Consider the following 21,134-nt stretch of genomic DNA (forward strand, 5'->3'; position numbering starts at 1 on the left):
CACTGTAGGCGCGATCATGGGCGGCCTTTACCGACCGCGCGATCGTGTGAAGAACGCGCTTCGCTGCTGTGGTGCCCTCGGTGAGACTCGAACTCACACTGGACGGGTTTTGAATCCGTTTCCTCTGCCAATTGGGATACGAGGGCTGGCGTCTTTCAAGCAACGATTGACGAGTTTAGAAGATGCGCTTTCGGGGGCGCGCACCGGTACCCTTCAGATGCTCGACGGCCCTGATGGGCGATGACTGTCAAAGGAGACCGATACAGATGAACGCTCCTGGTGCGCACGGTACTGGCAAGCCCCCGCTTCGTGTGGTGGTGGCAGAGGACGAATCCCTGATTCGATTGGACCTCGTGGAGATGCTCCGCGAAGAGGGCTACGACGTGGTCGGGGAGGCCGCGGACGGTCAGCAGGCGGTGGACTTGGCCGTCGAACTGCGTCCCGATCTGGTCATCATGGACGTCAAGATGCCGCGTCGAGACGGGATAGATGCGGCGTCGGAGATCGCCGAGAAACGCATCGCACCCGTCGTCATTCTCACCGCGTTCAGCCAACGTGAGTTGGTCGAGAAGGCGCGCGACGCCGGAGCGATGGCGTATCTGGTCAAGCCGTTCACCAAGGCAGATCTGATGCCCGCGGTGGAGTTGGCGGCCAGTCGGTTCAGTGAGATCTCTGCACTCGAATCCGAGATAGCCGATCTGCAGGATCGACTGGAAACGCGGAAGTTGATCGAGAAGGCCAAGGGCATTCTGATGGAGTCGCAATCGCTCACAGAACCGCAGGCGTTCAAGTGGATTCAACGCGCAGCGATGGATCGCAGAACGACGATGAAGGCTGTCGCCGAGGTTGTGATCGAGACACTCGGTACTCCTGCGAACAAGCCTGCGGCAGAGGGATGATCGGCTCGCGAAAGCTACGGCCACGTAAAACTTCGTCTCTCTAGGTCACAGTCAGGTCACGAGCGTCGTTCTAGGCCTTGCGAATCGACTCCGAGCATTAGCGTCTGATCCACACGTGAGCCACATGTAACTCAGGTGCGCTTCAACGACGAGCAATTTCAAGGAGAACCTAGATGGCAATTCGGACCTATGTCCGCACGGCTGCGGTGCTGAGCGTCACCTCGCTCGCACTGTTCGGCTGTTCGTCGAGCGACGACTCCGGCTCGACCGATACCACCAGTGCCAGCGGCGGCACTGCAGCCGCGGAAACGACCGTCTCCACCGACTGCACGCCCGAGCAGGCCACTGCCGGGGCAACCCCCGACACGTCGCCTCTGGTGGTGGGAACCCTTCTCCCCGAGACCGGAACCCTGGCCTTCCTCGGCCCGCCCGAGGTTGCCGGTGTCCAGTTGGCCGTCAACGACGTCAACGGTGCCGGTGGCGTCCTCGATCAGCCCGTCACCCTCATCCCCGGTGATTCCGGCGATACGACGACCGATACCGCCAACACCACGGTCGACCGCCTGCTCGCCGGCGGCGCGAACGTCATCGTCGGTGCAGCATCGTCCTCGGTCTCCCTCAAGGTGATCGACAAGATCGCCAGTGCAGGCGTGGTGGAGTTCTCGCCCGCCAACACCTCGGACCAGTTCGTCTGCTACCCGGACAAGGGACAGTACTTCCGTACCGCCCCCACCGACGTACTGCAGGCACAGGCGCTATCGCAGTTGATTGCCAATGACGGCGCACAGCGTGTGGCCATCCTCGCGCTCAACGATCCGTACGGCACGGGCCTGGCCAAGAACACCGCGGACAACCTCGAAGAGGCAGGCATCGCGGCAGACCAGATTCAGACGACCATCTACGACCCGAACGCACAGTCGTTCAACGCCGAGGTCGACGGCGTGAAGAACTTCAACCCGGATGCCGTCGCCATCATCGGCTTCGAGGAGTCCGCGAAGATCATCACGCGCATGCACGAGATCGGCATCGGACCGTCCGACGGCACATTGGTCTACGGCGTCGACGGCAACATGGGTAACGCTCTGGGCGAGTCGGTGGCAGCAGGCCTGTTGGACACCATGCGCGGCACCACTCCGCTGACGGATGTCGGAACGGCCTTCCAGGATCGCCTCAAGGCAGTGAACCCGGCACTGGTGGACTTCAACTACGCCGGTGAGTCCTACGACGCAGTCGTCATCTCGGCGCTCGCTGCCGAGCAGGCGAAGTCGACGGCAGGCACCGATATCGCTGCCAACATCAACAGCGTCACCAAGGACGGCACCAAGTGCACCAGCTATGCCGAGTGCCTTCCGCTCGTCAAGGCCGGAACCGATATCGACTACGACGGAATCACCGGCGCGCTGAATTTCAGTGACGCAGGTGAGCCCGCCACGGGTTCGTACGGCAACCTGGTCTTCGGGCCGGACAACACGCTGACGACGGACGGATACATCGTCGTCGGTGAGTGATCTGTAACTGCCACACACGCACTGGGCCCGAGTCCTCGATCAGGACTCGGGCCCAGTGTTGTGTGTACCAGTCGATGCGGGCGCACAGACGAAGCCCCGGTTCGACATCGAGTCGAACCGGGGCTTCGTCGTCGAAGAAGTTCTAGGTCTTCTTCTCTTTGCTGCCGGCCAGCGTGCCGAGGTACAGCTCGATCACCTTCGGGTCGTTCATCAACGCAGGCCCGGTATCGGTGTACGCGTTGCGGCCCTGATCGAGAACGTAGCCACGGTCGCAGATCTGGAGGCAGCGACGGGCGTTCTGCTCGACCATGATGATCGAGACGCCCGCCGCATTGATCTTCTTGCAGCGGATGAACACTTCGTCCTGGAACATCGGTGACAGCCCGGCCGACGGTTCGTCGAGCAGCAGTACCGACGGCTCCATCATCAATGCGCGGCCCATGGCGACCATCTGACGTTCGCCACCGGACAGTGCGCCTGCCTTGACCTTCTTGCGCTCTCCGAGCAGGGGGAACAACTCGCTGACGAACTCGAAACGCTCACCGAACTTCTTGGGACGCAAATAGATTCCCATTTCGAGGTTCTCCTCGATGGTCAGCGACGGAAACACGTTCTGGGTCTGCGGCACGTACCCGACACCCTTGGTGACCAGCACGTGCGCCTCGGCAGAGGTGATGTTGTCACCGCGTAGCTTCACGCTGCCTTCGCGGACGGCGACGAGCCCGAAGAGCGTTTTGAGCAAGGTCGACTTACCGGCACCGTTGGGCCCGATGATGCCGACGATCTCGCCGTCGTTGAGGAAGAAGTTGCATTCGCTGAGGATGTTGACTCCGGGGATGTAACCGGCCACCAGTCCGTCGGCGCGCAACAGTGCACCTTCGGCCAGGCGAGCGTGCTCCTCGGGTGTGGCGGCGAATTCCGCCGGCGTCAATGTCTGTTCGCTCATCAGTTGTCCTCCTTGGCCCGGTGCGAGCCGCCCTCGGCGACGTCGGGCGTCACTGGGCTGACGAACTCCGGTTCCGAAAGATCGCCTCCCGCTTCGAGTTCTTCCTTCTCGGCCTGTTTCAGTGCCTCCGCCAGTTCGGCGGTCGCCCCGACCGGATTACCGTCGGCGTCGAACTCGAGAGCCTGATCGTGGTGGCTGCCGAGGTACGCGTCGACCACAGCACCGTTGTTGGAGAGTTCCTCCGGCGTGGACTCGGCGATGATGCTGCCCTGAGCCATCACCACCACCCAGTCGCTGATGTCGCGGATGACGTCCATATCGTGTTCGACGAACACCACGGTCATACCGTCGTCACGCAGAGACTTGATGTGCCCCAGAAGTGACTGCGTCAGAGCGGGATTGACCCCGGCCATCGGCTCGTCGAGCATGACCACCGACGGATCGGTCATCAGCGCACGTGCCATCTCCAGCAGTTTGCGCTGACCGCCCGATAGTGAGCCGGCCAGATCGTCGGCCTTGGCGTCGAGCTTGAAGCGCCCCAGCAGTTCGTAGGCGCGTTCGGTGATCTGACGCTCCTGAGCCTTCCACGTCCACGGCATGAACGTGTTGATCATGCGCTCGCCGCGCTGACCTGTTGCACCCAACCGAACATTGTCCAGCACAGTCAGTTTCGACAGCGCTTTGGTCAGCTGGAACGTGCGCACCACACCCTTGCGGGCCACCTGGTGTGGATGCATCCGACCCAGCTCCTGGCCATCCATCGACCATGTCCCGGTGTCGGGGCGATCGAATCCGGTGAGCAGGTTGAACAGCGTGGTCTTGCCCGCACCGTTCGGACCGATCAGGCCGGTGATGCAGCCCCGCTGGATTTCGAGGTGCGCCACGTCGACGGCTTTGAGGCCGCCGAAGGTGCGGGATACCCCGTCGACCACCATGGTGGCGTCCGGTTTCGGTGCGCCGGGTTCGTTGGGCACACCGGCGAACAGGGCGGCGCGTTGATCGCTCGACAACGCCTGGGCAGCGCGTGATTCGAGTGTGCTGGCTTTCTTGCTCGGTGCCGCCGTTGCAGCAGCATCCTTGCTCAGGTCAGGCATTGAGTTGAACCTCTCGCTTGTTGCCGAGAATGCCCTGAGGTCTGAACACCATCAACACGGCGATCAGGATTCCCAGGAGCACGAATCGCGTGGCGCCGACCTGGGCACCGGTGAGGTTGAGCACCGGGTCGTCGCCGGAGATCAACTGCCGCAGAATCGCATCGGGAATGGACAGCAGGAACCAGAAGAGCATCGCGCCCAGTACCGGGCCGAACACTGTTGCCGCCCCACCGAGAATCAGTGCGCCGAAGGCGAAGAACGTCTGCGCGGTCGAGTAGAAATCGGGGTTGATGGACTGGGTCTGCAGTGCGTTGAACACACCGCCCATACCGCCGATGACGCCACCGAGAACCAGTGCCTGCATCTTGTAGACGAAGACGTTCTTGCCCAGTGAGCGGGCCGCGTCCTCGTCCTCACGGACGGCCTTGAGGACGCGTCCCCATGGGCTGTGCGTCAGGAGGTAGATCACTCCGCACAGCAGCAGCACCAGTGTCCAGCCGACGAGCATGGCCCACAGGTCGTTGCCCAGAAAGCGCACGCCGAGGAAGCTGTACGACTTGCCGCCCTCGAACGGACTCATGCTGGTGAACGGGCCCGCGAAACCGGTGATGCCGTTGGTGGACTTGGTCACCGAATCCGTTGCGGTCGAACGGAACACCAATCGCAGGATTTCCGAGGCCGCGATGGTGACGATCGCGAGATAGTCGGCTCGCAGTCGCAGAGTCGGTATACCGAGAACCAGAGCCAGCAACCCTGCCGCGGCGAGACCGACCAGAATGCCGAGCCACAGTGGCTGCTCGTAGGTGATCGTGGTGATGCCGACGCCGTAGCCGCCGAGAAGCGCGAAGCCGATCTGGCCGAAGTTGAGCAGCCCGGCGTAGCCGAAGTGCAGGTTCAGGCCGATAGCGAGCAGAGCGTAGAAGATGGCCGACGGTCCGACCAGCTGAGCGAGTGAAATCTGAAGTGCGCCGATGATATCCATGTGGTGGTCACCCGATCCTTTGTCGCGAGCCGAGGATGCCCTGTGGGCGGACGACGAGGATGAGAATCAAGACGAGCAACCCTCCGATGTATTTGAGATCGGGATTGATGACCAGTGTCGACCACTGCACGAGCAGACCCACGATGACGCAACCGAGGAATGCGCCGTAGGCCGTCCCCAGTCCACCGAGCGTGATTCCGGCGAACATCAGCAGCAGGAGCTTGAATCCCATCTCCCACTGGACGCGTCCGCCGAGTTCGGAGAGCCCGAACAGCACGCCACCGAGTGCGGCCAGGCCGCCACCGAGGCACCAGACGAACGTGACCACGCGCTCGACGTTGATGCCAGAGGATGCAGCGAGGTCACGGTTGTCGGCCACCGCTCGCATGGCCTTTCCGATCTTGGTGCGCTGCAGCATCAGTGCAACGCCGACCAGAACGACGACGCTGATGACGATGCACGCCAGGTTGACGTTGGTGATCGACAGCGGGCCCCAGTTGTTCTCGGTCTGGGCCTGGTAGTCGTCGAAGGGCTCGGAGCGATCCGAGAAGAAGATCAGGATGAGGTAGCGCAATGCGATCGCAAGTCCGATCGTCACCACGAGCTGTGCGATCAGGCCGGTTCGACGCTTGCGTAGTGGTCGCCAGATCAAAGCATTGTTGAGCCATCCGATCGCGACTCCGACGATGATCGCCAGCACCGTGGCCGGGATCAGTTGTATTCCGAGGCTCACGTTGAAGAACCATGCCGCGACGGCCCCGAGGGTGACGAGTTCGCCGTGCGCGAAGTTGGTGAGGCCGGTGGTGCCGAAGATCAGGCTCAGCCCGACCGCAGCCAGTGCGATGACCAGGCCGAATCGGAAACCGTCGACCGTGGTGCGAACGAACTTCTCGTAGAACGGAATGCTGGTGGCAGTTCTGGCTTCACCGAACGAGAAGATGACGGTGTTGGAACGCCCGGCCTGAACGTCACGCTGGACTTCTGCCTGGACGCTCACCCCGTCGGGAAGCGTTTCCTGCACTACCTGGAATGTGTATGTCCCGGGGGACAATTCGAGAGTCCAGCGGCCGCCGGTTTCACTGGTGGTTCGAGCGACTTCGGTGCCGGTCGCGTCGAGTGCTGCGACATCGACGCCGACGAGTCGCTCGCCACCGTTGTTCAGAGATCCCGCGACGCTGACGGCGTCTGCGGGCGGTGCCTGCTCGGCACTGGTCCCCGGCGCAGCCGGGGGAGTGGGCGTAGGTTCCTGAGCCAATGCCGGCGCACTGAACAGCAGTGCGGCGATCGAACTCAGAACGGCGAGTAGGAGAGTTCGCTGAAGGAGCCGAACGGCAGATCTTGCGCGCAACCTCGGCGGTTGCACCTTTCTGGTCCATCGAACATTTGGAGCCACGCACGTCCTCCGGACGGTTGTCGTTGAGTCACGGGTTGGGGATTTACTGCAATTGTCGGACTCTATCCGTTGAAACGACGCAAAATCGGCGACTGAGATTTCCGGAAAGTATCGGTTGTGTTTCGCGGTGCACGACGCGCGTCGTGAGGGCGAGCGCGATGCCCAGCGAGCATCCGGCTACGAGTTGTCGGACCCGCTACCTAGACTGGTCAACCGTGAGCCCAGTAACCGAGAAAAGCGCAGCGCCCGCGGCCGAGACCGATGCGAAAGCAGGCGGGCAGCGTCCCACTCTGCTCCTCATCGACGGTCACTCCATGGCGTTCCGCGCGTTCTTCGCGCTGCCTGCGGACAACTTCAAGACCACCAGCGGGCAGTGCACCAATGCGGTGTACGGGTTCACCTCGATGTTGATCAATCTGCTCAGGGACGAGAAGCCGACGCACATCGCCGCGGCCTTCGACGTCTCGCGGCAGACCTTCCGCGCCGAGCGATTCCCCGAGTACAAAGCCAACCGGAGCAAGACTCCCGACGAGTTCGCCGGCCAGGTGGACATCACCAAGGATGTTCTCGGGGCCATGGGTATTCCCGTGATGGCGGAGGCCGGATTCGAGGCAGACGACATCATCGCCACGCTGGTGACGCAGGCAGAGGCGCTCGGCTATCGCGTGCTCGTGGTCACCGGTGACCGGGACGCTTTGCAGTTGGTCACCGACAACGTCACTGTCCTGTACCCGCGCAAGGGCGTTTCGGATCTCACCCGGTTCACCCCCGAGGAGGTCGCCGGCAAGTACGGGTTGACGCCGTCGCAGTATCCGGACTTCGCCGCCCTTCGCGGCGATCCGAGTGACAACCTCCCCGGCATTCCCGGGGTCGGGGAGAAGACGGCGACCAAGTGGATTACCGAATACGGTTCGCTCACCGCCCTTGTCGACAACGTGGACAAGGTCAAGGGAAAAGTTGGAGATGCACTGCGCGCGAACCTGTCGAGTGTGGTGCTCAACCGCGAGCTCACCGAAATGGTGCGCGATGTGCCGTTGCCGTACACCCCCGATCAGCTCGAACTGGCCCCGTGGGACCGCGAGAAGATCCACGCGCTCTTCGACGATCTCGAATTCCGCATTTTGAGGGACCGCCTGTTCGAGACCCTCGCGTCGGTCGAGCCCGAAGCCGAGGAAGGCTTCGACGTCCGCGGTGGCATCGTCGCCCCGGGTGAGTTGGCCGCGTGGTTGGACGAGCACGCGTCCGACGGCCGCCGCAGCGGCCTGTCCATTCTCGGTCCGCGCAGGCCCTTCGACAGTGACGCGACTTCCTTGGCCATCGCCGCGGCCGACGGTGAGGGTGCGTTCGTCACGACAACAGCCCTCGACGAATCCGACGAGCGCGCGCTCGCTGCCTGGCTGGCCGATCCGGCGCAACCCAAGGCACTGCACGAGGCCAAGTGGGCGTTGCACGCGGTGCGGGGGCGTGGCTGGATCCTCGCGGGGTTGACCACCGACACCGCGCTCGCCGCGTACCTCGTGCGGCCGGGTCAGCGTTCGTTCAATCTCGACGACCTGTCACTGCGCTACCTCAAGCGCGAACTCCGCGTCGAGGACGCAGGTGAAGGCCAGATGTCGTTGCTCGATGCCGAGGACACAGCTGATGCGGCATTCGCCGAGGGCGAGATTCTCAAGGCGCGTGCCGTCATCGACCTGGCCGAGGCCCTGGATGCCGAACTCGCTTCCATCGAATCGACGACGCTGCTCTCCGAGATGGAGATGCCGTTGCTGACGGTCTTGGCAGACGTCGAAGCGACCGGCATCGCCGTCGACAGCGACCACCTTCGCTCGCTGCAGTCCGGTTTCGCCGCGCAGGTCGACGAGGCCGCGAACTCCGCGTACGGCGTGATCAACAAGCAGATCAACCTCGGGTCACCGAAGCAGTTGCAGGTAGTGCTGTTCGAGGAACTGGACATGCCCAAGACCAAGAAGACCAAGACCGGGTACACCACCGATGCCGATGCGCTGCAGGGGTTGTTCGAGAAGACCGAGCATCCCTTCCTGAAGTTCTTGCTCGATCACCGAGACGCGACACGTATGAAGGTGACGGTCGACGGCCTGCTCAAATCCGTCGCCGACGACGGTCGTATTCACACCACGTTCAACCAGACCGTTGCGGCCACCGGGCGACTGTCCTCGACCGAACCGAATCTGCAGAACATCCCGGTGCGCAACGAGGCAGGACGCCACATCAGAGACGGTTTTGTCGTCGGTGCCGGCTACGACTCGTTGCTCACCGCCGACTACAGCCAGATCGAGATGCGGATCATGGCGCACGTGTCCGGCGACGAGGGTCTGATCGAGGCGTTCAACACCGGCGAGGACCTCCACAGCTTCGTCGGTTCCCGCGCGTTCGGGGTGCCGATCGAGGAGGTCACCCCCGAACTGCGTCGTCGAGTGAAGGCGATGTCCTACGGATTGGCCTACGGGCTCAGCGCATTCGGCCTCGCTGCGCAGCTCAAGATCTCCACCGACGAGGCGAAGCAGCAGATGGAGGCGTACTTCGCGCGGTTCGGTGGCGTCCGCGACTACCTGCGCAACGCTGTCGAGGAAGCGCGCAAGGTGGGATACACCTCCACGCTGTACGGCAGGCGCCGGTACCTACCGGATCTCAACAGTGACAACCGTCAGCGGCGAGAGGTAGCCGAGCGCGCTGCACTCAACGCACCCATCCAGGGCACCGCCGCCGACATCATCAAGGTCGCGATGATCGATGTGCACCGCTCACTCGCCGAGTCCACTCTGAAGTCGCGCATGTTGTTGCAGGTTCACGACGAACTGGTGCTCGAGGTCGTCGACTCCGAGCGCGAGGAAGTAGAGGCTCTGGTGCGGAACAAGATGTCGTCGGCGATCGAACTCTCGGTGCCGCTCGAAGTGTCGGTCGGTACCGGCCGAAGCTGGGATGCCGCAGCTCACTGAATCGGGCCAGCTCACTGATCCAACCCGTGGCACAGCGAAGGGCCGCTCACCGAACTCGGTGAGCGGCCCTTCGCGTCGTGCTGTGTGACGAGCTACTCCTGTGCGGGAGCCTGCTCGGCGATCTGCTGGCGTACTACGTCCATGTCGAGTGCCTTGATCTGTCCGACGAGGTCTTCGAGCGCCGGTGCAGGCAATGCACCGGGCTGCGCGTAGACGAGAATCCCCTCGCGGAACGCCATGATCGTCGGGATCGACTGGATCTGTGCAGCGGCGGCAAGGCCCTGCTCAGCCTCGGTGTCGACCTTGGCGTGCACGACATCGGGGTGGGCATCGGACGACTTCTCGAATGTCGGAGCGAACTGGCGGCAGGGGCCGCACCAGGATGCCCAGAAATCGACCAACACCACGTCGTTGTTGGTGACGATCTCGTCGAAATTCTGCTGGGTCAAAGTCTGAGTGGCCACGCGGTCCCTTTCGATTGATTGCGCTTCTGGTGTGTTAACGCAGGTACGCGCCGGAATCTTCCCGGCTGCGTCGGAGTGCAGGTGTCAGGCGGGCTGGGGTGCGGCGCGGAACGTCCGGCGGTACGAGTTCGGGGTGGTGCATCGCAATCTGACGAAATGCTGCCTCAGAGCGGCGGCGTTTCCGAAGCCGACCACCTCGGCTATCGAATCCATCGGCAGGTCGGAGTTCTCCAACAACTGCTGCGCTGCCAGCACACGTTGATCGTTGAGCCACCGCGCGGGCGTCGTTCCGGTTTCGGCTGCGAACTTACGAGCGAAGGTGCGTGCCGACATGTTCACCCGTGCTGCCAATCGACCGATCGTGAGTTCGGAGTCGAGGTTCTCGGTCATCCAGTCCAGCAGCGGTGCCAATGTCTCGGTGTGTGTGGCGGGTAGGGGACTGGTGACGAATTGGGCCTGGCCACCGTCGCGATGCGGCGGGACGACCATTCGGCGGGCAATCCCGTTGGCCACGACGCTGCCCTGATACTTACGCACGATGTGCAGGCACAGGTCGATTCCGGCGGCCGTGCCTGCGCTGGTGAGCACGTTGCCCGCGTCCACATAGAGGACGTTCGGATCCACCTGAGCCAGCGGGTATTTCGCGGCCAGCGAAGCCGAATGCCGCCAGTGCGTCGTACACGGCCGATTGTCGAGCAGTCCTGCCTGGCCCAGCACGAAGGCACCGTTGCACAGGCTTGCGACCATGGCACCCCGGTCCACCGCCGCACGGAGTTTGGCCAGCAAGGGCTCGATGGACGAGTTGTATCCGGTGCCGCACACATAGCTGCCGTCGTGTGCCGCCTCGGTGCCGCCGGCCGGAATGATGATCAGGTCGGCGCTGTCCAGACTGTCGAGATCGTGTGGCACGTCGATGGTGTAGCCGACGCGGGTGCGGATCGGTTGGGGGACACCCGCGATCAGGGAGAAATCGTAGGTGGGAAGGCCCTCGTCCGAGCGGTCGAACCCGAACACCTCACATGCGACGCCGAGCTCGAACTGTTCGGTCAACGGCATCAGCGCAACGACCACTCGTTTCAGCATGTTGACGAGTATGGCAGAAATTCGAGGATATGTGGCTTTACTGCCACTCGTGGAGACTCTGCGCAGGTAGGACGCTAGGTGCATGACAATTGTATTGGTAGTTGTGCTGTCGTTCCTGGCCATCGACGCGCTCGTCGCAGGCTTCGCTTCCGACACCCACGCGGAGGTGACACAGTTCGGCGACTTCACTTTCTGACGTTGCGATCAGCCGATTCGCCACGCCCGCTTGGCCTCGCCGTCCCATCGACGCAGGGCCACGGCGGAGCCCACCAGGTCCTCGATGCTCGTCGACAGCAGGCGTACGGCGGATCCCGCCTCCTCGGACGTCAATCGCCGTGCCAGTGTCACGTGCGGTGTCCACCGGCCGGGGGCGAGGTGCTCGAGCGAATCTTCGCCCACAGCCTCGTGCATCCGGGCGTGCAGATCGAGCAACTCGCTGGTCGAAACGACCAGGCGTGCCAGGGTGATCGTCCGACCACCGAACACGACGAGGCCACCGAGGCGCACATCGAACGGATCGAAACGAACGGCCACGCCGTCGTCCACCGCGACGGGCATCGAGGCCGCCACCGCGACGGTGATGTGCGGTCGGTTCGATTCACCGCGGTGCCGGTTCTGGCTCGGGAGTCCGGCATCCGACAGCGCCGCCCACTCGCGGCGAACCGCAGCATCGAGCCCGGAGTCGAGTAGAAGTTCTGCGGACTGCACCATGGAGGCCATGATGTCGCAGACGGACGGCCGGAATACAACGACGCTTCGGATCGGGGCCATGACCGGCGACGGAATCGGTCACGAGATCGTGCCTGCCACGATTCGGGTTGTCGATGCGGCAATCGCGGCAGTCGGGGGGTCGGCGGTCGAGTGGGTGCACCTCCCGCTCGGTCGCGGTGCCATCGACGAGTACGGCACACCGATACCCGAGAGCACGCTGCAGGAGCTGGGCGAGCTCGAGTGTTGGATTATGGGGCCACACGACAGTGCCTCGTATCCGGAGCCGTTTCGTTCACAGCTGACCCCAGGCGGGCGGATTCGGAAGGATTTCGACCTGTTCGCCAACATCAGGCCTGCGAAAGCCCTTGCCGGCGTGCGAGCGATGTCGCCGAACATGGATTTGATAGTGGTGCGGGAGAACACCGAGGGGTTCTATGCCGATCGCAACATGTTCGTCGGCAGCGGGGAATTCATGCCGACTCCCGACGTGGCGCTCGCGGTGGGAGTGTTCACCCGCCGGGCATGCGAACGCATTGCGCGCGAGGCATTTTTGCTGGCAGACAGACGCCGCCGCAAGCTCACCATTGTGCACAAGACCAACGTGCTGTCGATGACGACGGGGCTGTTCCGCGATGCGTGCCGCGCCGTGGGCGAGCAGTTCCCGCACGTCGAGGTCACCGAGGAACACGTCGACGCGCTGGCCGCACACCTGGTTCGACGCGGTGAGGACTACGACGTCATCGTGGCCGAGAACATGTTCGGCGACATCCTGTCGGATCTGACGGGAGAGCTGTCCGGCTCGCTCGGTACCGCCCCGTCGATCAATTCCTCGCAGACCCAGGCCATGGCACAGGCCTCGCACGGATCGGCACCGGACATCGCCGGCAAGAATCGCGCCAACCCGACGGCGCTGTTCCTGTCGGCAGCGATGCTGCTCGAGTGGCTCGCCGATCGGCACGGGAACGAACGGCTCGCCGCAGCCGCCGGACGGATCCGACACGCTGTCGACGACACCGTCGAATCCGGCGTGGCGACAGCAGACCTCGGTGGGCAGGCCTCGACCAGCGCATTCACCGAGACCGTCGAGGCGCGGGTGCACCGGCGCTGATCGACGACGGACTCAGCGCGGCTTTCGACTGCTGAAGATTGCGGTCCCGGGAAAGAGCTGCCCACGCAGCGGACTCCACTGCCCCCATTCCCGATCCAGCCACTCCGGCCAGTCCGGCTCGACGATGTCTCGCACCTCGAGGCCGGCGGCAACCAGTTCGCGTACTCGGTCACCGATCGTGCGGTGATGCTCCACGTAGTTAGGGGTCCCGTCGGCGTCGTATTCGACGTACGGGGTTCGATCGAAGTACGGAATCGTCGCGGTCAGGCCGCCGACCCCTGGATCGTCGGGGAATACCCAGCGCATCGGGTGATTGACGGCGAACACCCAGATGCCGCCCGGTCGGAGCACTCGCGCGACTTCCTTCATGACGTTGGCGGAGTCCGCGACGAACGGAACTGCGCCGAAGGCCGAGCAGACGATGTCGAATCGCTCGTCGCCGAACGGCAACGATTCGGCACTGGCCTGGACCAGCGGAACCGTCGAACCGCCCGCGGCCATGGCGTCGATGCCTCGTTGCAACATGCCCATCGAGATGTCGAGACCGACGGCACGGGCACCCTGAGCACCGAGCCAGCGGGCGCACGGTGCGCTGCCGCAGCCCACTTCGAGGACGTCTTTGCCTGCGACGTCGCCCAACAGGTGCACATCTCCCTCGTGCAGTCCCTCGGGGCACCAGACGAATTCGCCGGTGTCGGTCGACACACCGAGAAACGCGCCGTGCGTACGGTGGTAGTTGTCGGCGTCGGAGTCCCACCAGAGTCTGCTGGCGCGGTCGCTCGCGGCGGAATCGACACGGCCGCGGCCGGGAGTGGACGACGGCACAGGAAGATCGCTCACACGCCGACTCTAACCGGGTTTGTGCTGGTACTGAGGCATCGCGTACCCTGAGCACCGCGAGTGTGTTCATGCTGCGCTCAGGTCGGGTCCGCCCGTCCTCGGCGTTCGCGGAGTCGGCATCGATGTCGCCGTCGACACTCGTGCTGCACATGTTCCACAGGTCCGACCGAACATCCATCAACCGATACCCAACCCGTCCGGAGCAACTCAACACATGCCCTCAACCACAACCTCACCGCAGGTGGCCGTAAACGATATCGGCTCCGCAGAGGATTTTCTCGCAGCCATCGACGCGACGATCAAGTACTTCAACGATGGTGACATCGTCGAAGGCACCATCGTCAAGGTCGATCGCGACGAGGTTCTACTCGACATCGGTTACAAGACCGAAGGCGTCATCCCTTCTCGCGAGCTCTCCATCAAGCACGACGTCGACCCCAACGAGGTCGTCTCCGTGGGAGATGAGATCGAAGCACTCGTCCTCACCAAGGAGGACAAGGAAGGCCGCCTGATCCTGTCCAAGAAGCGAGCTCAGTACGAGCGCGCTTGGGGCACGATCGAGGAGCTCAAGGAGAAGGACGAGGCCGTCAAGGGCACCGTCATCGAGGTCGTCAAGGGTGGACTCATCCTGGACATCGGTCTCCGCGGCTTCCTGCCTGCCTCGCTCGTCGAGATGCGTCGTGTCCGCGACCTCCAGCCGTACGTCGGCAAGGAGATCGAGGCCAAGATCATCGAGCTCGACAAGAACCGCAACAACGTGGTCCTGTCGCGCCGCGCATGGCTCGAGCAGACCCAGTCCGAGGTCCGCAGCGAGTTCCTGCACCAGCTCCAGAAGGGCCAGGTCCGCAAGGGCGTCGTGTCCTCCATCGTCAACTTCGGTGCCTTCGTGGACCTGGGTGGCGTCGACGGCCTCGTGCACGTCTCCGAGCTGTCCTGGAAGCACATCGATCACCCGTCCGAGGTTGTCGAGGTCGGCACCGAGGTCACCGTCGAGGTTCTCGACGTCGACCTGGACCGCGAGCGTGTGTCGCTGTCGCTCAAGGCAACTCAGGAAGATCCGTGGCGCCAGTTCGCTCGCACCCACGCGATCGGCCAGATCGTGCCCGGTAAGGTCACCAAGCTGGTTCCCTTCGGTGCGTTCGTGCGCGTCGAAGAGGGCATCGAGGGCCTCGTGCACATCTCCGAGCTGGCCGAGCGCCACGTGGAGGTTCCGGACCAGGTCGTGGGTGTCGGCGACGACGCTCTCGTCAAGGTCATCGACATCGATCTCGAGCGTCGCCGGATTTCGTTGAGCCTCAAGCAGGCCAACGAGGACTACGCAGAAGAGTTCGATCCGTCCAAGTACGGCATGGCCGACTCGTACGACGAGGGTGGCAACTACATCTTCCCCGAGGGCTTCGACTCCGAGACCAACGAATGGCTCGAAGGTTACGAGAAGCAGCGTGAAGAGTGGGAAGGTCGCTACGCCGAGGCCGAGCGTCGCCACAAGATGCACACCGCTCAGATGGAGAAGACGGCCAAGGACGAAGCTGCCGAAGCCGCCAACACCAACTACTCCTCCGAGTCGGGTCAGGCCCCCGCCGATGCAGAAGGCGATGCTCCCGCAGCATCGGCTCCGGCCTCGACCGGTGGATCGCTGGCCAGCGATGCGCAGCTTGCTGCACTTCGCGAGAAGCTGTCGGGCAACGCCTGATAGAAGTTGTCCACCCGTGAGGGTGTGACCACAGCCCCGGTTCTCTTCATGAGAACCGGGGCTTTCTCGTTCGAAGCAGTCGAGCGGACATGATCAGCTCGCGAGACGACAATGGACCCGGTTCCGATGAACCGGGCCCATGTGTGAGGGGGAAGTGCGAACTACGCGGCGGTGGCTGGACTCCACTGACCGACGCTCTCCGTGCGCTTGCGCATGCTCGCGAAGCTGTGGCGGGCGGGGGTCAGGAGGTTGGTGAACCAGTTACGCCGGTGGTCGGCCAACGCCGAGGCAACTTCCGGAATGAGAACGCAATGTACGCCTGCATCCATGCCAAGGCGGTGCCGACCCGGTTGGATCTGATTGCTTCGCATGGGTGTCCTTTTCAATAGCTGTGGGTCGGCACATCGAGGTCGCGCTCGTCGAAGATAACCGACAGGCCTCCGAAACCGGTGCATTTGGGGCTGGTGTGCTTCGGCGTGTTCGAGTGTCAGACTGGGTGCATGCTGAGACTGGGACTGACCGGTGGAATAGGTGCCGGAAAATCGACCGTTGCCAAGGTGCTGACCGAGCTGGGTGGAGTTCTCGTCGACTCCGATGTGCTCGCCCGTGAAGTCGTGGAACCGGGAACGCTTGGCCTGCAACAACTGACGGATACGTTCGGGGCCGACATTCTCGCACCGGACGGTTCGTTGGACCGTCCGGCGTTGGCGGCCGTGGCGTTCGGGAACGAGGAATCCCGCAAGAAGCTCAACGGCATCGTCCACCCGCTGGTCGGTAAGCGTACTGCTGAGATCATCGACGGTGCGGCCTCGGATGCCATTGTGGTGCAAGATATTCCGCTCCTCGTCGAAGGCTCGATGGGTCCGTTCTTCCACCTGGTCGTGGTCGTCTGGGTCGACGCCGAGGAGCGCGTACGCCGACTCACCGGCCAACGAAACATGCCCGTGGCCGACGCCCGCGCCCGTATCGCAGCGCAGGCTACCGATGACGCACGCCGAGCCGCAGCGGACGTATGGATCGACAACACCGGTGCGCCGGGGAGCGTCGACGAGCAGGTTCGGCTCCTGTGGAACGAGCGCCTGATTCCCTTCGAGCGCAACATCAGAGAGGGCATCGTCGCCCGCACGCATCCGGAGCAGGTGACGGCCGACCCGGCATGGGAATTGCAGGCCCGCCGAATCATCGGCCGCCTGGCTCCCGCCTGTGCGGACGAAGCCGTCCGAATCGACCACGTGGGATCCACCGCAGTGCCCGGTCTGGACGCGAAGGATGTCATCGACATTCAGATCACGGTGCGTTCTCTCGTCGACGCGGATGCAGTCGGTGATCGGTTACGTCTTGCCGGGTTCCCCGGAGTCGAGACCAGTAACTTCGACGACCCCAAGCCTGCGTACGGAATGGGCGGTGAGGCGGATCCTGCAGTGTGGGGCAAGCGCTTTCACGGCAACGCGGACCCCGGGCGACCTGCCAACGTGCACGTTCGGGTCGACGGTTGGCCGAACCAGAAGTTCGCCCTCTTGTTTCGCGACTGGCTGCGCGAAGACTCGTCTGTTGCGACCGAGTACTCGGGGATCAAGCGACGTGCCTCGGAGGCGGCCGCTGGGATCACGGACTACCGTGCGGCAATCGAAGCGTACGAGAACGCCAAGGCGCCGTGGTTCGACGTTGCCTACCGTCGGGCGTGGCAATGGGCAGAGGAGACGAACTGGACTCTGTGACGTAGAACTGCGCGCATCAGGCCGGTTTGCCGTTCCACACGGTCGGCATTCCGACGGATGCGAGCCACGCGTTCAGGTCGTAATCGTGCCGCGTCAGTCCTTCGATGGCCGCGATCGACCTGGACAGCGCACGCTCGGCCGTCGGGGTGTCCAGATGTTGCGCCACCCGCGCGTCGAACAGCTCGTCGACGTCGAGCAGGTCGTAGTCGCGGCCGGTGCGGACACTGAGGTCCAGATAGTGGTCGACGGATGTCCACTCGGTGGTGCCGGCCGTGTACTCGCCGACGTCGACGTAGTAGTCCTGGTCCCTCGCGTGTGCCGGCAGGTAGTGGAACACCGAGGCGCGGAGCCCGAGAGCTGGCAGTAGCCAGGACTCCAAGTAGTCGAAGTGAGCATGATCCGAGGGTCGGGCCATGTACAGCCCCCATGGCTCGACGCGATATTCGTCGACCACGCGTACGAAACCTTTGGGGTCCACGTTCGTCTTGGCAACGAGGTCGAACGTCTCGTGCTTGGGGGCATGTACGACGGTGTGCGCACCGACTGACGTGTGAGCGACCATGCCTGTAGAAGCTACCGGGAACAGACCTCCGAGGTCTCTCCGACGGAACTTGTCGGTGGGCGCGTCTACGCTTGTGTAATGGCGTTTGCATCCGAACATCCCGTTGTCGCGCACTCCGAACACCGTCCGGTAGGCGCGATCGAGCGCACCGGGCCGGCGTTCGAGGTCGTCAGCGAACACGTACCGGCCGGTGATCAGCCGACCGCCATCGCCGAGCTCGAACGGCGGATCAAGGCGGACGAGAAGGACATCGTGCTTCTCGGTGCCACGGGTACCGGTAAATCGGCCACCACGGCCTGGCTCATCGAGAAACTGCAGCGCCCCACCTTGGTGATGGCACCGAACAAGACTCTCGCAGCGCAGTTGGCGAACGAGCTGCGAGACATGTTGCCCAACAACGCCGTCGAGTACTTCGTGTCGTACTACGACTACTACCAGCCCGAGGCGTACATCGCGCAGACCGATACCTACATCGAGAAGGACTCGTCCATCAACGACGACGTCGAGCGGCTGCGGCACTCGGCCACGGCATCTCTGCTCTCCCGCCGAGACGTGGTCGTGGTGGCCTCGGTGTCGTGCATCTACGGTCTCGGCACCCCGCAGTCGTACGTCGACCGGTCGATCGAGCTGGAGGTCAACGTCGAGGTTCAGCGCGATGCGCTGCTCCGCCTTCTGGTCGACGTGCAGTACACGCGCAACGACATGGCTTTCACTCGGGGATCGTTCCGGGTTCGCGGCGATACCGTCGAGATCATTCCGTCCTACGAGGAACTGGCGATCCGCATCGAGTTCTTCGGCGACGAGATCGAAGCGCTCTACTACCTGCATCCGCTGACCGGTGACATCGTCCGGCAGGTCGATTCGGTACGCATCTTCCCGGCCACTCACTACGTTGCCGGGCCGGAGCGCATGGAACGAGCGGTCAAGGACATCGAGGCCGAACTCGAAGGAAGGCTTTCCGAACTGGAGAGCAAGGGAAAGCTGCTGGAGGCACAGCGGCTACGGATGCGGACGCAATACGACCTGGAGATGATCAAGCAGGTCGGGTTCTGCTCGGGTATCGAGAACTACTCGCGACACATCGACGGACGAGGGGCCGGCACCGCACCGGCGACGTTGATCGACTACTTTCCCGAGGACTTCTTGCTCGTGATCGACGAGTCGCACGTGACCGTGCCGCAGATCGGTGCGATGTACGAGGGTGACATGTCGCGTAAGCGAAACCTGGTCGATTTCGGTTTCCGCCTCCCGTCGGCTACCGACAACCGTCCGTTGACGTGGGAAGAGTTCACGCAGCGGATCGGCCAGACGGTATACCTATCCGCCACCCCGGGAAAGTACGAGCTCGGTCAGACCGGAGGGGAATTCGTCGAGCAGGTCATCAGGCCCACCGGACTCGTCGATCCCCAGGTGGTCATCAAGCCGACCAAGGGACAGATCGACGACCTGGTGCACCAGATCCGGGAGCGAGCAGAGAAGGACGAGCGCGTGCTGGTGACCACCCTGACCAAGAAGATGTCGGAGGATCTCACCGACTACCTTCTCGAACTGGGCATTCGCGTGCGTTACCTGCATTCCGATATCGACACGCTGCGCCGAGTCGAGCTGCTCCGGCAACTTCGACTCGGAGAGTACGACGTACTGGTAGGCATCAACCTGCTGCGTGAGGGCCTGGACCTACCGGAAGTGTCGCTCGTGGCGATTCTCGATGCCGACAAGGAAGGCTTCCTCCGCAGCGGTACGAGCCTGATCCAGACCATCGGTCGTGCTGCCCGAAATGTGTCCGGCGAAGTGCACATGTACGCCGACAAGATGACGGACTCGATGACCTACGCAATCGAGGAAACCGAACGTAGGCGCGAAAAGCAGATCGCGTACAACAAGGAGCGAGGTGTCGATCCGCAGCCGCTGCGCAAGAAGATCGCCGACATCCTCGATCAGGTGTATCAGGAAGCCGAGGACACCGACAACGTCGTCGAGATCGGTGGGTCCGGCCGCAACGCCAGCCGGGGGCGACGTGCTCAGGGCGAAGCAGGGCGGTCGGTCAGCTCCGGCGTCTACGAGGGGCAGGACGTCTCGTCGATGCCGCGCGCAGAGCTGGCCGATCTGATCAAGAACATGACCGACCAGATGATGAACGCTGCCCGCGAGTTGAAATTCGAGCTCGCGGGACGCTTACGAGACGAGATTCAGGATCTGAAGAAGGAACTGCGCGGGATGGATGCGGCCGGGCTCAAATAGCGCACGCTGGAGACGCGAGTGGAGCCTGCGGAATGAGCCGAAATGGTTCGGATACGGTTCAGCGATGGACGCAACCACCGCCGGCCGCACTTCTCGCGCGCTCGAACTGATTCACTCGATGACCTACTTCCTTCCGGAGACACAGGATGCTCTGGTCGCGGCGGGGTTGCCGCCGCGGGCCTGCTATTTCGCGGGCCGGGCAGCACCCCTGGGACGGGTCGGCGCAGGGGTCGTCACTGCTACGTTCTACAACTTCAACCGTGAACTGGTGGCACCGCTCATCCCCGCCGCCTGGGACATCGCATCACCCGACGAGATCATGGCCATCCGGTACGAGACTCTCGACGCTGCCTTCGGTCGACTGCTCGGCCCCGAGGTTCTGACGTCTGCGGACATGTCCGAGGCTGCCGATCTGGCATCGATCGCGGCCCGTGGAATCCCCGGTGACGACGGTCGTCCCTTGTACGCTGCGTACGCCGAGCTCGACTGGCCCACTGCGCCCCATCTGGTGCTGTGGCACGCCCTGACTCTGATCCGCGAATACCGCGGCGACGGTCACATTGCGGCGCTGCAGACGGCGGGCCTGAGCGGTCTCGAAGCGCTGATCACACACACCGCCACCGGCTACGGCTTCGAGAAGGAGTTCGCGCGCAAGCGTCGCGGATGGTCGACCGAGCAGTGGGACGGCGCGGTCGCATCTCTGGCCGACCGAGAGCTGCTCTCGTCCGACGGCGCTCTGACTCAGGACGGCAAAGACCTCCGCACGTTGGTCGAGGACATCACCAACGACCTCGCCGTAGCGCCGTGGGCCGCCCTCGGCGAGGACGGTGCAGCTCGGCTGGTCTCGCTCGCGACGCCGTGGCGTGAATCGATCGTGAGCCAGGGCACGATTCCCGAGGGCGTCTTCGGGCCAGCGATCAAGAAGAAGTAGGCGG

Annotated in this window: 18 protein-coding genes and 1 tRNA gene; 8 read left to right on the top strand and 11 right to left on the bottom strand. The window is 63.4% G+C overall.

Features of this window, described 5'->3' with window-relative positions:
• Window positions 1-69: 69 nt before the first annotated feature.
• Window positions 70-146: transfer RNA gene (locus tag O4220_RS25390), tRNA-Leu, on the bottom strand.
• 120 nt (window positions 147-266) lie between these two features.
• Here O4220_RS25390 and O4220_RS25395 point away from each other — a divergent pair.
• Both O4220_RS25395 and O4220_RS25400 read left to right on the top strand, forming a co-directional pair.
• On the top strand, window positions 267-899 hold the full coding sequence (locus O4220_RS25395; protein WP_032378977.1) for an ANTAR domain-containing response regulator: 633 nt from the start codon (window positions 267-269) through the stop codon (window positions 897-899).
• Between the two features lie 173 nt (window positions 900-1,072).
• Complete coding sequence (locus O4220_RS25400) at window positions 1,073-2,407, top strand: ABC transporter substrate-binding protein (RefSeq protein WP_269608324.1); 1,335 nt, start codon at window positions 1,073-1,075, stop codon at window positions 2,405-2,407.
• A 142-nt stretch (window positions 2,408-2,549) separates the two neighbouring features.
• On the opposite strand, the gene O4220_RS25405 is transcribed toward O4220_RS25400, so the two are convergent.
• Genes O4220_RS25405 through O4220_RS25420 form a run of 4 tightly spaced genes read right to left on the bottom strand, consistent with a single transcriptional unit; the run spans window position 2,550 to window position 6,777 of the window.
• Window positions 2,550-3,353, bottom strand: coding sequence for an ABC transporter ATP-binding protein (locus tag O4220_RS25405; RefSeq protein WP_032378975.1), 804 nt, complete (start codon window positions 3,351-3,353; stop codon window positions 2,550-2,552).
• Entirely contained in the window at window positions 3,353-4,447 is a 1,095-nt protein-coding gene (locus O4220_RS25410; protein ID WP_242459193.1) for an ABC transporter ATP-binding protein, read from the bottom strand. Before O4220_RS25410 ends, O4220_RS25405 begins: the two co-directional genes overlap by 1 nt.
• Window positions 4,440-5,429 carry a branched-chain amino acid ABC transporter permease gene (locus O4220_RS25415; protein ID WP_032404006.1) on the bottom strand — a complete coding sequence of 330 codons (990 nt, stop codon included), beginning with the start codon at window positions 5,427-5,429 and terminating at the stop codon, window positions 4,440-4,442. The genes O4220_RS25410 and O4220_RS25415 overlap by 8 nt, the downstream gene beginning before the upstream one ends.
• Window positions 5,430-5,436: 7 nt before the next feature.
• Window positions 5,437-6,777: a branched-chain amino acid ABC transporter permease gene (locus tag O4220_RS25420; protein ID WP_269608325.1), complete on the bottom strand. Its 1,341-nt coding sequence runs from the start codon at window positions 6,775-6,777 to the stop codon at window positions 5,437-5,439.
• Window positions 6,778-7,037: 260 nt separating this feature from the next.
• Between O4220_RS25420 and polA the strand changes: the two genes are divergently transcribed.
• Window positions 7,038-9,779: a DNA polymerase I gene (polA, locus tag O4220_RS25425; RefSeq protein ID WP_269608326.1), complete on the top strand. Its 2,742-nt coding sequence runs from the start codon at window positions 7,038-7,040 to the stop codon at window positions 9,777-9,779.
• 92 nt (window positions 9,780-9,871) lie between these two features.
• Here polA and trxA read toward each other — a convergent pair whose 3' ends face one another.
• The 3 genes from trxA to O4220_RS25440 all read right to left on the bottom strand — a co-directional run bounded on the left by trxA (window position 9,872) and on the right by O4220_RS25440 (window position 12,037).
• Window positions 9,872-10,243, bottom strand: coding sequence for a thioredoxin (gene trxA / locus O4220_RS25430; protein ID WP_269608327.1), 372 nt, complete (start codon window positions 10,241-10,243; stop codon window positions 9,872-9,874).
• An 84-nt stretch (window positions 10,244-10,327) separates the two neighbouring features.
• Window positions 10,328-11,326, bottom strand: a complete 999-nt coding sequence (locus tag O4220_RS25435; RefSeq protein ID WP_269608329.1) for a helix-turn-helix domain-containing protein — start codon at window positions 11,324-11,326, stop codon at window positions 10,328-10,330.
• A 204-nt stretch (window positions 11,327-11,530) separates the two neighbouring features.
• Complete coding sequence (locus tag O4220_RS25440) at window positions 11,531-12,037, bottom strand: 2'-5' RNA ligase family protein (RefSeq protein WP_269608331.1); 507 nt, start codon at window positions 12,035-12,037, stop codon at window positions 11,531-11,533.
• Window positions 12,038-12,047: 10 nt separating this feature from the next.
• Between O4220_RS25440 and O4220_RS25445 the strand changes: the two genes are divergently transcribed.
• A complete protein-coding gene (locus O4220_RS25445; RefSeq protein ID WP_269608364.1) occupies window positions 12,048-13,145 on the top strand; it encodes an isocitrate/isopropylmalate dehydrogenase family protein in 1,098 nt (365 codons plus the stop codon).
• A gap of 12 nt (window positions 13,146-13,157) precedes the next feature.
• On the opposite strand, the gene O4220_RS25450 is transcribed toward O4220_RS25445, so the two are convergent.
• On the bottom strand, window positions 13,158-13,985 hold the full coding sequence (locus O4220_RS25450) for a class I SAM-dependent methyltransferase (protein ID WP_269608332.1): 828 nt from the start codon (window positions 13,983-13,985) through the stop codon (window positions 13,158-13,160).
• 214 nt (window positions 13,986-14,199) lie between these two features.
• Here O4220_RS25450 and rpsA point away from each other — a divergent pair, with 214 nt between their 5' ends.
• Window positions 14,200-15,678, top strand: coding sequence for a 30S ribosomal protein S1 (rpsA, locus tag O4220_RS25455; RefSeq protein WP_027497255.1), 1,479 nt, complete (start codon window positions 14,200-14,202; stop codon window positions 15,676-15,678).
• A gap of 161 nt (window positions 15,679-15,839) precedes the next feature.
• Here rpsA and O4220_RS25460 read toward each other — a convergent pair whose 3' ends face one another.
• Window positions 15,840-16,049, bottom strand: a complete 210-nt coding sequence (locus O4220_RS25460; protein ID WP_032378969.1) for a hypothetical protein — start codon at window positions 16,047-16,049, stop codon at window positions 15,840-15,842.
• A gap of 129 nt (window positions 16,050-16,178) precedes the next feature.
• Here O4220_RS25460 and coaE point away from each other — a divergent pair, with 129 nt between their 5' ends.
• Window positions 16,179-17,396, top strand: a complete 1,218-nt coding sequence (coaE, locus tag O4220_RS25465; protein ID WP_269608334.1) for a dephospho-CoA kinase — start codon at window positions 16,179-16,181, stop codon at window positions 17,394-17,396.
• 16 nt (window positions 17,397-17,412) lie between these two features.
• On the opposite strand, the gene O4220_RS25470 is transcribed toward coaE, so the two are convergent.
• Window positions 17,413-17,958 (bottom strand): DUF402 domain-containing protein, encoded by a 546-nt coding sequence (locus O4220_RS25470; protein ID WP_269608336.1) that lies wholly within the window; start codon window positions 17,956-17,958, stop codon window positions 17,413-17,415.
• 78 nt (window positions 17,959-18,036) lie between these two features.
• Between O4220_RS25470 and uvrB the strand changes: the two genes are divergently transcribed.
• Both uvrB and O4220_RS25480 read left to right on the top strand, forming a co-directional pair.
• The gene (gene uvrB, locus O4220_RS25475) at window positions 18,037-20,199 is read left to right on the top strand and encodes an excinuclease ABC subunit UvrB (protein ID WP_269608337.1); all 2,163 of its coding nucleotides are present in this window, start codon (window positions 18,037-18,039) and stop codon (window positions 20,197-20,199) included.
• Window positions 20,200-20,263: 64 nt separating this feature from the next.
• Window positions 20,264-21,130 carry an SCO6745 family protein gene (locus O4220_RS25480; RefSeq protein WP_269608338.1) on the top strand — a complete coding sequence of 289 codons (867 nt, stop codon included), beginning with the start codon at window positions 20,264-20,266 and terminating at the stop codon, window positions 21,128-21,130.
• Window positions 21,131-21,134 lie beyond the last annotated feature (4 nt).

Origin of the sequence: Rhodococcus ruber (assembly GCF_027270735.1) — a bacterium.
GTDB lineage: Bacteria > Actinomycetota > Actinomycetes > Mycobacteriales > Mycobacteriaceae > Rhodococcoides > Rhodococcoides rubrum_A.